This is a genomic window from Caballeronia sp. BR00000012568055 (genome assembly GCF_029439455.1).
GTDB lineage: Bacteria > Pseudomonadota > Gammaproteobacteria > Burkholderiales > Burkholderiaceae > Caballeronia.
The window spans coordinates 1-13,921 of record NZ_JAQFVG010000008.1 but is presented as its reverse complement, the minus strand read 5'-3'; the positions used below and the strand labels follow the sequence as shown (position 1 = coordinate 13,921).

Below are 13,921 nucleotides of genomic sequence, written 5' to 3'. Positions count from 1 at the left end.
TTCGATCGCTTGCCGATTTTCTTTACGCGGCCTTTTAATTACACCGGCGTGGGGCAAAGCGAGGACTATGTTTTGCCTAAGATCGTTGGGCATCATGCACGGCGTGAAGCGCGCATTTCGCTTGGCAATTTAAACGTTTCGCGTGATTTCTCCGATGTGCGGGATGTGGTTGCTACCTATGCTCGTTTGCTTGAGGCGGCGCCGGCTGGGGAGACTTTCAATATTTGCTCTGGGCATAGTCATTCGCTTGGGGAAATGCTTCGGATGCTTTCTCGGATTGCCGGGTATGAGATTGATGTTTTTGTCGATCCTCGGTTTATGAGACGCAATGAGATTGCTCGGCTGGTTGGGTCTAATCGGAAGTTGCGGAGGGTGATTGGACAGGTGCCCTTGACGCCTATCGACGATACTTTGGAGTGGATGTATCAGGTTATGGCGGATCGGGTTTCGGCTGAGCAGGTTTAGGGCTTTTTGGGGTTTGCTGCTTGTGGTTGTTGTTTGGTTTATTCAGTAGCCGCCTCCCCGGCGGGGGGGTAACTTTCTTTGCTGCTGCAAAGAAAGTCACCAAAGAAAGCAGCTTTTTCAACCAGGCAGTGCCTCTTGAGACGGCAAGTGGATTTATGGTTTCGCTAGGTAACAATAGCTTGCCACCACGGAGGCCTGCCCGGCCTGTCAGCGAATAGGTACAGTCCGTTCAAGCACCTCTATTTCCTTAGCAGAGCGGTTCGCGCTCATGCTACCAGCGTGCGCGCCCTGCGCGCCGCCGGGCGCTAATCGAAGGAACCCGGCAGGGAACCAAGACAACGACTCATCACACGGCAACGCACGAACGCTATTCGGCCCAACGTCGTTTAGCGCTTCTATTTCCCTCTCGCCTCAAAGTAACGGTAGGGCCGAATAGCGTTTAAGCGGTGACGCTTGTTTGTTCGTGATACTCCGCATTCTCTGTGTTTCCCTTATAGACCCCTACGGCGATGGCGCGCGAGCGCCGAACACGCCGCGCGAAAGAGCGCGTACCGCTTTGCTGAGGAAAAAGAGGTGCTTGGATGGTGCGTACCGAACACGTGACAGGCCGGGCAGGCCTCCGTGGCGGCGGGCTATTGTTACCCAGAGAGACTTTTAATCCACTTGCCGTTTCAAGAGGCAGTGTCCGGTTGAAAAAGCTGCTTTCTTTGGTGACTTTCTTTGCAGCAGCAAAGAAAGTTACCCTGTAGTGGTCTAGCAATCTTGGACACTTCAAAAAGGTAGACTTTGATCGACCAGAGAGGTGTCAAATGGGCAGAAGAGAATTTTCGGAGGAATTCAAGCACGACGCCGTGGCGCTCGTGCTTGAGCAAGGCTATACAGTGACCAAGGCGGCCAAGGCGTTGGGCATTGGCGAGTCGGCGCTACGGCGCTGGATGGGCAACCGTCAGGCGGTGGCGAGGCCCAAGAATGCAACTGAGGCGGGCAGCACCGAGCAACGCAAGATTCGAGAACTTGAGAAGCGGGTGTTCGAACTCGAACGGGAGCGCGACATTCTAAAAAAGTCCACTGCCTTCTTCGTCAAGGAACTGGATCGCGATACGAAGTGATCCATGAGACGCAGAAGGCCTATCCGGCATCCGTGGTGTGTAAGGTGTTAGGCGTGCCGTGCAGCAGCTACTACGCATGGAAGACGCGTCAGGGCACGCTATGCTCAGTGCGTGTCGGACTGATACGCGAGGTGCAGACGATTCATGCGCAGATGCGCCAAAGCTATGGCAGTCGCCGCATGTCACAGGAAATGCAACGCCGAGGCTATGCGGTGGGCCGCGAGCGAGCGCGTCGGCTCATGCGTGAGGGAAATGTGCAGGCGCGGGTACGTCGCACGCATCGTTATGAGAAGCGTGAGCAGGGAGTAGGGATTGCTGAGAACCGGCTTGATCGAGCGTTTGCCGCGCCGGCGGCGAATCGGTTCTGGGCTGGCGATGTGACGTATATCTGGACACAGCAAGGCTGGATGTATCTGGCGGTGGTGCTCGATCTCTATTCGCGGCGCGTCGTGGGTTGGGCGAGTTCTGACTCGTGCGACACATTTCTGGTGATGAGAGCGCTACAAGTGGCGCTGGATCTACGACGCCCCAAGCCGGGGCTGATGTTTCACTCGGATCAGGGAAGCAATTACGCCAGCCTGAGTTTCCAGCAGTTTCTGCGAGACAGAAAGATCGTGCAGAGCATGAGCCGTCGGGGAAACTGCTGGGACAACGCGGTGGTGGAGCGCTTCTTCTGCAGCCTGAAAGGCGAATGCATTCGTGAGCGTGCCTACCGCGATCATGCTGAAGCCCACGCCGACGTGTTGGACTACATCTTGATGTTTTACAACCAACGTAGATTGCACTCGGCAGCGCGTCACCTGCCGCCAGCCGAGTTTGAGAAATTAAAGGTGGGAATGGCTTAAATAGTGTCCAAGATGAGTGAACCACTACACCCCCCCGCCGGGGAGGCGGCTACTGCATAACCAACAAGACAAAAGCAGAAAAAAACCCCTCATTGCAAAGGCCCAACCAAAATAGCCTCCTCATAAACCAAAGCCACGCGCCTAGCGATCACAGAGCGATCAAAATTCTCCCGAGCATACTTCCGACATTGAGCCTCGGAGGGCAACTCAAGCGCCCCATCAAACGCGGAGATAAGCCCATCAGCAATAGCATCAGCAGAAGCCGATTCAAGCACGAGAGAGGCCGACAACCCCCGCACGGCTTCGGGCAAGCCCCCCACCGGCGTAACCAAAACCGGCGTCCCCGCAGCCAGCGATTCAACGGTAATCAACCCAAACCCTTCCAAAGCAACCGTCGGCACGATACTCAAATCCGCCGCGCGATAGAGCATAGCCAGCTGCTCATCCGGCACGAAGCCAAGCAAACGCACGTTATCCTGCAAACCCGCAGCATCGACACGAGCCTGAAGCTCTTCGAGCAAACGCCCTTTGCCGGCGATCAGCAAAAGCACATCCGGCACCTTCTGCTTGACACGCGTCATCGCATCGACAAGAGACTCAAGGCCCATGCGTTTCACCAAACGCCGCACAGCAAGCACAGTCGGCCGCCCTGCAGGCAACTGCAAGCGACGCCGCGCATCAGAACGCGTCATCGATAATTCGAACTGCGATGTATCGACACAACCGGGCACAACGCAAATGCGCTCTTCCGGCACGCCATAGCGCGAATTCAGAATCTTGCCGAACGCTTCCGACAACACGATCAAACGCGTAGAACGCGCATATACGCGCCGCTCAAGCATGAACTTCGCGCGCTGTCCTAAGGAATCCGCACCTTCGACATGACTTTCATCCGCCCAAGGCCCCTGAAAATGCGACACCTGCGCAATACCGCGCGTCACATCGAGCCCAGGAAATGTGTAAAGCGCAAAGTGCGATGAAATGACATCGGGGCGCTGATCGCGCAAGGTATCGCGCAAGGCGGAACGGGCGTTCATCAGGCGACGCGGCAAAGACTGCGCGGCAGGGCCGAAACCGCGAATCGCACCTGCGGTGTCCGCAGCCACGCGCGGCGATCCAGCCACCACGCCGCGCACGTCCACCCCCGCCTCAGGCAGCGCGCCCACCAGCGTGTAATACATGCGATCGAGTCCGCCTGCGCGCTCGGGAAACCAGTGCATGCCGATCTGAAGCGACTTGATGTTCGATTGCGTGCTCATAAAAGTCCTGTGATTTAAGCAGAAGTCGCTTCGAGCGATGCGGGCGTCGGTTCCGGTTCGCGTCGCGCAAAGAAGGCGTAGAGATCGAGATAGCGACGCGCCATGCGCGCCCAGTTGAAGCCTGTGGCAAGCTCGCGCGCGGCATCGCCCATGCGTGCGCGCGTGGCGGGCGATGCCGCCAGCGAATCGATCGCACGCGCAAGCGCGAGCGCATCGTCGGGGTCTTCCAGCACGATGCCGCATTCCTCGCCGATGATCTCCGCACCGCCCGCCGTGCGCGCCGTCACCACAGGCAAACCTGCGGCAAGCGCTTCGAGCAAGGACAGACTCATTGCTTCGTAGCGCGAAGGAAATACGAACACATCGACGGAGTGCATCAGCGTTGGCATATCCTTGACGAGGCCGAGAAAATGCACACGCGATGCAATGCCGAGCGCCGTGGCTTGATCCGGATAAGGACTGCCCGGCAGATATCCGGCCACCACGAGTTGCACATGCTGAGGCAAATCCACCAACGCCTGAAGCACCGTTTGCAGGTTCTTGCGCGGCGTGCGTAAATCACCGACGAAGAGCAGCAGGCACGCATCGTTCGGCAGATTAAAAGCCGCACGGTCTTTGGAAGCAGCGCTGAACGCAGTGGTATCCACACCGTTATAAACCACCTCGACACGTTCGCCATCGATACCGCCCGCACGAATTTCCTGCGCCACTTTCTCCGACACCGCCGCCACCACACGCGAACGCCGATACGCCCATCCTTCCAGCCACGCATTCACGCGGCTGTAGATCACCTGATAAGCCGACCACGCGCCACCGCTCAATCGAAAAGGGTAGTACGGGCTTTTGGCCCAACCACCATGCACGAAATGCGCGGTGTTCACGTCAGCGCGCGCCCACGTGATAAACCCATTCACATGCAGCACATCGTATTCATTGCGATGCACACGCAGCCACGACGCACTTTTTAACGCGAATATCTGCTGCTTGAACAAGCGCGTCGGCCAGAAGCGGCCCACGCTTACACGAATCCATCTGGCGTTAGGATACTTAAGCAATTCAGGAGCGACGTGCGACGCAATAAGCGTCACTTCGTGCCCTTCCGCGAGTGCCGCGCGGGCGATCTCATAGTTGACGCGCCCCTGGCCGTCGTTGTGCCGCACTACGTGAGTGACGATCGCGATTCTCATCGGCTGGACCCTACAGGTTTGAAATGGAAAGCGTTGCGGCGACGCACGAGCTTCGCGTGATGGCGCGCGGCGATGATCGAAAACAAAGACATGTAAAGCAGCGATCCTCCGGTACTCACGAACGTATTGGCGAAAATAAGGATTCCTACCATCGACAAGGCGAGACTCAAACAGGCTTGTGCGAACTTGTCGTCGCGTAGCGAGAACGAGGCGCGTACTGCGCGTGCCAGCAGAATGCCAAGTCCGGAAACATACATCAGCGCGCCGGGCCATCCGAGCACGAATGGCACGTTCATCACGCCGCTGTCGAACGAGCCGTATTTGCCGAGATCGCCATTTGCGCTGGCAAGTTTCGTCGATGTGCCCGTTGCGCCGAAGCCTTCGCCCGTCACGTCCGTGAACGCGGTTTCCATAAAGGTCGCGTAAAACTGGTTGCGTGCGGCGTAGCTGTTGTCATCGCTCAGATTGGTCATGGTTTGCAGACGCGTGCCAAGGCGGTCTGCAATTGGGCCGAAGGTCATCAACGGAATCGACAAGGCGACCAGCACCACCGCGCCGATCAGAATGCGCAAGCGCATACGATTGCTCGCCTTGATAAGCTGTAAGACCATCGCGATGATCCAGCCGCCCCACGCCGATCGCACCAGCGACAAGCCGAACGCCATGAAGCCCAGCCCGCCCGCAATCCATTTGATGCGCTGATCTGCGGCCATCACGAACGTAAGCCCTGCCATAGCGACCAGCGCAAATGGGCCGGACGAATTCATCGTACTGAAGACGCGCACGCCAAACGGTACGGGATCGCCTTGCGAGGCCATTTGTGAGCCGATCATCCACATGGAATCCCATGCGGGCATGATGAAGAACTGCACCACGCCATATGCGCCCATCACGAGTAAGCCCCAGATGAAGGTATCGAGCAGCACCTTTCGATACTTCGGGTACTCGTGCGCGTTCACCATGATGTGAAAGCCGATCAGCACCGGATAAAGCCAGTTTGCAAGGTCATACGTGGCCGCCATCGGCCCGCTCGATGCCACGCCAATCATGTAGGCATACGAAATACCCAGCAACATCAGCAACATCGGCAAGCCGCGACGCTGCGCCAGCACGCGATAGTGCCGCAACAGCGTGAGGCCACAGATCACCGTGACGACCAGCGGCGCAACCTGAATCAGGCTCGTCTGCGTGAAACCGCCCTTGCCCCAGTCCGCGAGTCGACGCACTTCAGGGCTTAAAAACCAGACCCACCACATAAAGCCGAGATATCGCGCCGGGCTTTTGAAGTAGAGATACAACGCGGCGAGCGTCGCCATCACCGGGAAGCCGTACGTGAGCGCCGTGCCCTGACGCGCAAGCACGAGCAGCGCCGTCACGCCCCACACGATGGCCGATGGAAGCCATTCTGGCGGTCCTTTGCGCTTCGCAGCGGGCAGCTTGCCGATCCGGCCGGCGAGATCGCGCGGGGCGCGTGGAATGGTCGTGGCGTTCATCGATCAGCCCGCGCGACGCGTAACAAAAGCACTGTGCGCATGATGCGGCGCATCGCTCGTGCCTTGACGGCGTTCGAGTGCTTCGCGCGTGAGGCGTACGTGTTGCAGCGCGAACTCGCGCGTCGTGTAATCGCGCGCGACGAAGTGACGAAGCGCGGCCTGCGCGCGTGCCAGCGCAAGCGCGGGATTCGAACGCATTTCATCGAGCGCGCGGCGCAGTTCGATGGGGTCGTTCGCAGGTACATATGCGACGTGGCCGGGGCCGAAGTAATCGCGTAACCCACCAACATCGGTCACGATCACGGGCTTGGCGAGCGCTACCGATTCGAGCAGCACGGTAAGGCCCGAAGCATGCGTATTGTCGCGCAAAGGTACGACGATCACATCGGCCCAATCATAGAGTTCACGCGCAGCCTTCAGACCGATCGCGGGCGCGACGTGGACGTTGTTTGCACGCAGCGCGCCCGGCACACGACGGCGCGTGGCAATGCGCACTTCATAGCGCGAATCATCGCGAAACGCCTGCGCGAGCGTGTTCCAATCGCGATCGCGATCGTTGCCGATCGCACCGATTCGCAGCGGCTCGTGCGGCGTCCACGACACCGGCACCTTCAGCGCAAAATCCTGCGTATTCAGGCCGTAGAAGACCTGTTGCGCTTCACGTCCGAAGTATTCGCGCACCAAGGCAGCGTTCACCGTCGAATGCGTGGTGAGAATATCCGCGCGCGCAATCAGCTTTCGATACGCCCATCGCCTGAACGTGCCGTAGCTTTTCCAGTTGTCCAGCAGCCAGATCGATTGCGCGAGCAATAGCGGCTTCGCGCGCTTCATCATCAATAATAAGGCTACCGAAAGATGTTCTTGTTCGGTGTGCGTCCAGATGGCATCGGCGGCGAGAATGGCGTCGCGATTGCGCCACGTGTGAATGAAATCGAAGCCGATCACCTTCTTCAGCGCGCGCCGCATCATGCGCATGGGCTTGCTTTCGTTTGCATCGCGCGAATAGGACAGTTCGAACTCAGGCGACTCCGCATGGTGGTAGCCATACAGGCAGCCGATGTTGTCGCCCACGCGATACTGACGCGGGTCCGCGCCAAAAAACAGATGCACATGCACATGCGTCATAGGGTCCTCGCGGCGGGAAGCGTGGAAGTGGAGGCGTCGCTTGCGCGGCGCGCTTCGCGGCGTGCTTGCCAGGCGCCCTTGCGCACCGCACGCCAGCGTTGCCACGCGCGCGGCAATCCTTTAGGAATCGCAATCACACTATGCAAAAGTCCCGGATAAACACGCGTGCCGATCAACGCGTACCAGAGCCACGCAATCTCACGACCTGTCGATTGCAACGCCTCGCCCATGATGAGATGGAAGTTGTAGGCGGCATCCGTCAGCGCGCCGAGTGTTTGCGCGTCACGGCGATCATCGTCGAAACGTTCGGCGGGGAAATGATCCACGGCGATCTGTGGGTCATACATCACCTTCCAGCCCGCACGATGCACGCTCATGCTGAACGCCATGTCGTTATGCACTTGCGCACCTGCGCCGCGCAGACGCGTATCGAAACGCAAATGGCCAACTGCAGTGCGCCGATAACTCATATTCGCGCCCTTCAGCATGCGCACTTCACGCGGTTCTCCCACGCCAAGATGATGATTGCCGATCACGCGTCCCGTGCGGCGAATTACGCCGACTTCATCGCGCGCGCCATCCAGCACGCGGCCTTTTTCATGCACCCAATCGCGTCCACCGATTGCGCCGAGTTGTTCGTCGAATTCGAACGCCACAGCAATGCGTTCGATCCAGTCCATCGCCGGCGCGGCGTCGTCGTCCGTTATGGCGATGATGTCGCCCGTGGCCGCTTCCAGTCCGCGATTGAGCGCGGCTACTTGTCCGCCCGCGCCGGTATCGATTACTCGGAGTGCGAAGCGATGCCATCCTTTCATTTCCGTCTTCATGCGCTGCGCAGTGGCATCGTCTTCGGGACGCGCGATCACCAGCACTTCGTCGGGCGCGCGGCTTTGCGCACGCAACGCCGCGAGACAGCGTTTCAGATCGGCCGCGCGACGATACGTCGGCACGATCACGGAGACTTTGAGTGTCATTGGCCGCTCCCGTTACTCACGTTACGCATCGACATAAGCTTCGGTTTCGGCGTAGTGTGTGCGGCCATAACCGCGTGCGCGCAGCGGCGTGCCGTTCAGAATCGCGCCTTGAATCGCGATGCCCGCCGTCCGCAGACGGCGCGTCGCTTCGCTGATCTCCGATTCGTTATGCGCGCCCGAACGCAGCACCAGGAAGTTCGTGCCCGCCAGCTTGCCGATGATCGACGCATCGGTCACGGCCAGCACCGGCGGAGTATCAACGATGATCGCATCGTAATTGCGGCTGAGGCCTTCGAAATACTGCTGGAGACGCGGCGACATCAGGAGTTCTGAAGGATTGTCGGGACGCTTGCCCGCCGCGATAAAGTCGAGCGATGCAATGCGCGTATGGCGAATCGCTTCTTCGAGTCCGGCGTTGCCCGCGAGCAGTTCAGCGAGACCCGGCTGACGTTCGCCGTCGAAGGCACGTTCGAGCTTGCCGCGACGCATATCGGCATCGATCAGCAAAACTTTCTTGCCGGTTGCGGCGAGCAGCACTGCAAGATTCGTCGCCAGAAAGCTCTTGCCGACACCAGACGCGGGCCCCGTCAGCATCACCACGCGATTACGCGATTCCATCAAAGCGAATTGAATCGACGTGCGCAGGCTGCGCATGATTTCGACGCAGACATCGTGCGGGCGCATGGTGGCGAGAATCGGCGTTTCGCGGTCGTGGTTGTGACGGCGGCGCGAACCCGTATCGAACTTGGTTTGCTCGGCGCTCAGCGGCACGAGACCGAAGATAGGCAACGCTGCAACGCGTTCGAGCTTCTCGGGATCGTCAATACCTTTAAAGATCGCGCGGCGCAGGAACACCACCCCGACGCCTAAAATAAGGCCCAAAATCACCGCCGCCGACATGATGAGCACTTTCTTCGGCTTGACCGGATCGCCGGGACGCAAGGCGGCATCGACGATATGCACGTTGCCGCCCGTGCCCGCGCGCTGTACCGACAACTCCTGCACGCGATTGAGCAGCAGCACGTAGATGTCTTCCGCGACTTTCGCATCGCGCTGCAAGGCCACGGCTTTTACTTCGGACTGCGGCAGATTTCGAAATTGCGTCGCGTACTTGTCACGCAGCGTCTGCAACTGGGCGAGCTGATCGCGCGCCGTCTGCAATGAAGGATGCAGATTGCCGTAGCGTTGTTCGAGCGTCGTGATCTGCAATTTGAGCGCGGAAATCTGCGCTTCGTAGTTGATGCTGCCTTCGAGGTACACCTTGGCTTCATCGCTTGCATTGATCACGCCTGCCTGACGCTGATACTCCGTCAACGCGGCTTCCGCGTGCTGCAAATCCGACTTCAGACGCGGCTCCTCGCTTTGAAGGAAAGCGAGCATTTTGCTGGCATCGGCCTGTTTGCTCTCGATATGCTGGCGCAGATACGACTGTGCCAGCGCATTAGCGATTTCAGCGGCTTTGTCCGGGTTCGTATTCTCCAGCGAAATCTGGATCACGCCCGTTTGCTTGCCCTGTTCTGTCACGGTGATGCCCGACTGAAAGCCCGCAATCGCGCCCAGATCGTTTGCGCGCATCACCTTGAAACGCGTGCCGGGGCGCGCAACCAATTGCTTGACCAGCAGCGTGACACCATTACCGCTCGCCGACTGGCCAACCGTGCCTTGCAACAGCGGATGCCCGTCTGCATCGGCGAGTGAGTAGCGGTTATCACCGAGCGCGGTGAGCATCAGATTTTGCCCTTCGAATTGCGGCTCGACTTCGATCGAATCCACGTCGATGATCTCGCCGCCCCACGCGTAGTTGTTCATGCCGAACCACGGTTTCGCGGGCTTGCCGGGCGTCGCGAAGTGCGAGGCGAGGCTGCCGAGGAACGGTACGGTCACCGGAGACGCAAAGAAATTTAGTTTGCATTCCGATACAACTGGCGCCACCACGCCGCGACTCTTGATGATTTCGATTTCCGCATCCGTCGGCAGCGAACTGGAACCGCTGTTGATGGTCTGCCCGGTCTGCGTTTGCGTCAGCGCTTGCGACGTGTTGTCGTTGGTTTCGACGCGTACGTGCGCATCGGCCGAATACACCGGACGCGCGAGATAGCAGTACACGGCCGCCGCCATGATGACGAACGCGGCGACGCCGATAAGCCACCAGATATCGTCGAATACGGCTTGAATCAGATTGCCGAGGACCACGTCCTCTTCATCCGGCTTCTGCAAAAAGGCATTCTCTTGCATGTTCATGATTCGCTCGGAGCCCAGGTTGATGAAGATTTAACGCGTCAGTTGCTTCAAATAGAACAGCGTCTGCAAGGTCGGCAACACTTGATTGATCAGGCGGTTGAACTGCACCGCGCCCGCCGTGCCGACATAGACCACGTCTTGCGGACGAAGCTCGAATTTCGTGGAGAGCAACAGCGAATCCGGCTGCGACATGTCGAGGCGATAGATATCGGGCTCGGTCGGATTGGTCTTTGCGCCGCGCACCACATAAATCTGGCGCACATTGGCGTCGGTATCGAGAATGCCGCCTGCTTGCGAAAGCGCGTCCGCAATCGATGCGCGGCCACGCACCATGTTCACCGGCATCGGCGTTTTTACTTCGCCCATTACGAAGATGCGGCTGTCGTATCGATCAGGAATGTTGACGATATCGCCAGCCTGAAGCATGACGTTCTGCGAGACATCACCGCGATCGAGAATGCCGTTCGCATCGAGCACGTAGAGCTTGCCGTTGCGCGTGAGCCGCACGCGTTGCAAATCGGCTTCCGTGGTGGTGCCCCCTGCGCGCGTGATCGCATCGACCAGTGTGAGCGGTACGTCGCTGATCGCAAGCGGGCCGGGCTGTTTGAGTTCGCCCGTCATCGCAATCTTCTGGCTGCGATACGCCAGCACGCGCACATCGAGTTGCGGGTTCTTGATATACGGCGCGAGCGCTGCGGCCATTTCATCGCGGATTTCGCCGGTGGTCTTGCCCGCCACACGCACGCGGCCGATGAACGGAAAGAAGATCGTGCCGTTGGGCGATACCGTTTGACCGTATGGATCGGCCTGACCGGGAAGTGCCTGCGTATAGGGCTGTTGCAGCGCGCCCGCGACGGTCTGTGTGGTATTGCCGCCGGTTGAAAGCGTGCTGCCCTGCGGCGTCGTAAGCTCAGGGTGATCCCACAGCGTCAGGCCGAGAATATCCTGCGGCGCGACACGGTAGACATATTGCGTCACATCGGCGAAACGCGGCGGCGGCAGTGGCTGCACGGCATCGGCCGTGGCGATCATCTGTGCAATCGTGTTCGCCGTGATCAGATGCACGGGATACGTCGTGGTCGGCGTCGGATCGTTATCCTGAAGACGTGACGTGTTCAGGTAGTTTCCGGGCGCGGTGGCGCACGCGCTCACGAGCATCGACAACGCTACCGTCAGCGAGAGAAAACGAGCTTTCAGCATATTTTGTTCAGCCATCCTAATACGAGCCGTTCGATGAGCCCAAAGCTTTCGCGGTACACAGCTTCTTCGTTGCCATAGGGGTCCGCGACTTCCGAGTCTTCCCATTTGCCCAGCAGATGCACCTTGCCGCGCGTGGTCGGCACCAGCTTCGAAATGGTGTCGATCTGTTTGCGCTCGGGCACCAGAATCAGTTCCGCCTGACGCGCCATATGACGATCGAAACGGCGCGAGCGATGTCCCGAAGCATCCAGTCCCTGTTCCGCGAGCAGGCGCTGCATCGTCGGGTCGATGTCGTCGCCTTCGTGCGCGTAGAGGCCCGCCGAGGTGAACTCGATCGGACGTGCACCGCGCTTTTCCGTATGCGCGCGAAACAGTCTCTCCGCAGTCGGGCTGCGGCAAATATTCGCGTGGCAGACGATCAAAACACTTCCGAACATGGAGTCCTTCCGGCAAGCGTTACCCGGAGCGGCGTCATTTAACGCCGCTCATCTTGCTACTTTATTTCGATATCCCGATTATTCGACGCTGGCGGCCGACTTCACTTCCACGCCGCGCACGCCACGCCCGATCGCGTGATACTCAATGCCCATTTCGTTCATCGTGTCCGGCTCGTAGAGATTGCGGCCATCGAAAATAACCGGTGTTTTCAGGCGCTTTTTGATCGCATCGAAATCCGGGCTCTTGAAGACCTTCCATTCGGTGACGATGATGAGCGCATCCGCACCATCGAGCGCTTCCTTGTGATTGGCCGCATACGCGAGACGCGCACGCGCCTGCGGCTGGCCTTGCAGATCGATCGCGAACACGCGGCGAGCTTCATCGACTGCGACCGGATCGTAAGCCACGACTTTCGCGCCGCGTGAAAGCAGCGCCGCGGCAAGCACGCGGCTCGGGGCATCGCGCATATCGTCCGTGTTGGGCTTGAATGCGAGGCCCCACAAAGCGAAGGTGCGGCCCGACAGATCGTCGCCGAAGCGCTCGACGATCTTGTCGGTGAGCTTGTCCTTCTGCGCTTCGTTCACGTTCGAAACCGCCTTCAGAATGCTCATATCGTGGCCGTATTCGGTCGCTGTCTGAATCAGCGAGCGCACATCCTTCGGGAAGCACGAGCCGCCATAACCGCAACCCGCATACAGAAAGTCATAGCCGATCCGCGGGTCCGAACCAATGCCGCGACGCACCGCTTCGATATCCGCGCCAACCCGGTCCGCGAAATTCGCCAATTCGTTCATGAAGGAGATACGCGTCGCAAGCATCGCGTTTGCAGCGTATTTCGTGAACTCTGCCGATTGCACGTCCATATACAGCGTGCGTTCGTGATTGCGATTGAACGGCGCATACAGCCGCTTCATGCGATCACGCGCGCGCTCGCCGGGCACATCGTCATCGCAACCAATCACGATCCGATCCGGGCGCGTGAAGTCTTCGATCGCCGCGCCTTCCTTCAGGAACTCAGGGTTCGATACGACCGAAAACATATGTCGCTCGCCACGCGCATTCAACTCGCGTTCGATGGTGTCCTTCACGCGCTGCGCCGTGCCAACCGGCACCGTCGATTTATCGACGATTACCTTGAAGCCGTTCATATAGCGGCCGATATCGCGCGCCGCCGCGAGCACGTAGGAGAGATCGGCCGAGCCGTCTTCATCCGACGGCGTGCCCACCGCGATAAACAGCATCTCGCCATGCTCGACCGCATGCTTCACGTTCGATGAAAACGCCAGACGTCCCGCATCGCGATTGCGATCGATCACTTCCTTCAGACCGGGTTCGTGAATCGGAATGCCGCCGCCGTTGAGAATGGCGATCTTGGGTTGGTCCACATCGAGACACAGCACGTCATTGCCGATGTCCGCGAGGCATGCGCCCGTCACGAGTCCCACGTAGCCGCTGCCGATGATCGTCAGTTTCATGTCCTGCGCTCCAGAGGTTGTGTTTCCGAATGCTCAATATGCGTTTGCGCCAGCAAAGCCTTTCCACAACGTCAGGACTACGATCTTCATATCGAGACCGAAGGTCCAAT

11 protein-coding genes are annotated in these 13,921 nt (G+C 59.0%); 2 read left to right on the top strand and 9 right to left on the bottom strand.

Features of this window, described 5'->3' with window-relative positions:
• Together P7F28_RS01215 and P7F28_RS01210 are read left to right on the top strand one after the other, a co-directional pair.
• Window positions 1–465 (top strand): GDP-mannose 4,6-dehydratase (locus tag P7F28_RS01215; protein ID WP_277182546.1); only part of this gene is annotated, 465 nt, incomplete at its 5' end.
• Between the two features lie 809 nt (window positions 466–1,274).
• Window positions 1,275–2,419, top strand: a protein-coding gene (locus P7F28_RS01210) for an IS3 family transposase (protein WP_277182545.1) whose coding sequence is annotated in 2 segments (ribosomal slippage) — window positions 1,275–1,530 and window positions 1,530–2,419 — 1,146 coding nt in all. Because the reading frame shifts where the segments join, the coding sequence is not laid out codon by codon here.
• Window positions 2,420–2,508: 89 nt separating this feature from the next.
• Here P7F28_RS01210 and P7F28_RS01205 read toward each other — a convergent pair.
• The 9 genes from P7F28_RS01205 to P7F28_RS01165 all read right to left on the bottom strand — a co-directional run bounded on the left by P7F28_RS01205 (window position 2,509) and on the right by P7F28_RS01165 (window position 13,811).
• Window positions 2,509–3,678 (bottom strand): glycosyltransferase family 4 protein, encoded by a 1,170-nt coding sequence (locus P7F28_RS01205; protein WP_277182544.1) that lies wholly within the window; start codon window positions 3,676–3,678, stop codon window positions 2,509–2,511.
• A 14-nt stretch (window positions 3,679–3,692) separates the two neighbouring features.
• Window positions 3,693–4,865: a glycosyltransferase family 4 protein gene (locus P7F28_RS01200; RefSeq protein WP_277182543.1), complete on the bottom strand. Its 1,173-nt coding sequence runs from the start codon at window positions 4,863–4,865 to the stop codon at window positions 3,693–3,695.
• On the bottom strand, window positions 4,862–6,358 hold the full coding sequence (locus tag P7F28_RS01195) for a glucose-6-phosphate isomerase (protein WP_277182542.1): 1,497 nt from the start codon (window positions 6,356–6,358) through the stop codon (window positions 4,862–4,864). The genes P7F28_RS01200 and P7F28_RS01195 overlap by 4 nt, the downstream gene beginning before the upstream one ends.
• A gap of 3 nt (window positions 6,359–6,361) precedes the next feature.
• Entirely contained in the window at window positions 6,362–7,483 is a 1,122-nt protein-coding gene (locus tag P7F28_RS01190; RefSeq protein ID WP_277182540.1) for a glycosyltransferase, read from the bottom strand.
• Window positions 7,480–8,457, bottom strand: a complete 978-nt coding sequence (locus P7F28_RS01185; RefSeq protein WP_277182539.1) for a glycosyltransferase family 2 protein — start codon at window positions 8,455–8,457, stop codon at window positions 7,480–7,482. The genes P7F28_RS01190 and P7F28_RS01185 overlap by 4 nt, the downstream gene beginning before the upstream one ends.
• A 21-nt stretch (window positions 8,458–8,478) precedes the next feature.
• Complete coding sequence (locus P7F28_RS01180) at window positions 8,479–10,692, bottom strand: polysaccharide biosynthesis tyrosine autokinase (RefSeq protein ID WP_306805658.1); 2,214 nt, start codon at window positions 10,690–10,692, stop codon at window positions 8,479–8,481.
• 36 nt (window positions 10,693–10,728) lie between these two features.
• Window positions 10,729–11,898, bottom strand: a complete 1,170-nt coding sequence (locus P7F28_RS01175) for a polysaccharide biosynthesis/export family protein (RefSeq protein WP_277182537.1) — start codon at window positions 11,896–11,898, stop codon at window positions 10,729–10,731.
• Entirely contained in the window at window positions 11,892–12,335 is a 444-nt protein-coding gene (locus P7F28_RS01170) for a low molecular weight protein-tyrosine-phosphatase (protein ID WP_277182535.1), read from the bottom strand. Before P7F28_RS01170 ends, P7F28_RS01175 begins: the two co-directional genes overlap by 7 nt.
• Window positions 12,336–12,413: 78 nt before the next feature.
• Window positions 12,414–13,811, bottom strand: a complete 1,398-nt coding sequence (locus P7F28_RS01165; protein WP_277182533.1) for a UDP-glucose/GDP-mannose dehydrogenase family protein — start codon at window positions 13,809–13,811, stop codon at window positions 12,414–12,416.
• Window positions 13,812–13,921 lie beyond the last annotated feature (110 nt).

What these genes read in the sequence shown, in the direction of transcription:
- P7F28_RS01205 (WP_277182544.1), bottom strand. Translation starts at nt 3,678, where the DNA reads ATGAGCACGCAATCGAACATCAAGTCGCTTCAGATCGGCATGCACTGG.
- P7F28_RS01200 (WP_277182543.1), bottom strand. Translation starts at nt 4,865, where the DNA reads ATGAGAATCGCGATCGTCACTCACGTAGTGCGGCACAACGACGGCCAG.
- P7F28_RS01195 (WP_277182542.1), bottom strand. Translation starts at nt 6,358, where the DNA reads ATGAACGCCACGACCATTCCACGCGCCCCGCGCGATCTCGCCGGCCGG.
- P7F28_RS01190 (WP_277182540.1), bottom strand. Translation starts at nt 7,483, where the DNA reads ATGACGCATGTGCATGTGCATCTGTTTTTTGGCGCGGACCCGCGTCAG.
- P7F28_RS01185 (WP_277182539.1), bottom strand. Translation starts at nt 8,457, where the DNA reads ATGACACTCAAAGTCTCCGTGATCGTGCCGACGTATCGTCGCGCGGCC.
- P7F28_RS01180 (WP_306805658.1), bottom strand. Translation starts at nt 10,692, where the DNA reads ATGCAAGAGAATGCCTTTTTGCAGAAGCCGGATGAAGAGGACGTGGTC.
- P7F28_RS01175 (WP_277182537.1), bottom strand. Translation starts at nt 11,898, where the DNA reads ATGCTGAAAGCTCGTTTTCTCTCGCTGACGGTAGCGTTGTCGATGCTC.
- P7F28_RS01170 (WP_277182535.1), bottom strand. Translation starts at nt 12,335, where the DNA reads ATGTTCGGAAGTGTTTTGATCGTCTGCCACGCGAATATTTGCCGCAGC.
- P7F28_RS01165 (WP_277182533.1), bottom strand. Translation starts at nt 13,811, where the DNA reads ATGAAACTGACGATCATCGGCAGCGGCTACGTGGGACTCGTGACGGGC.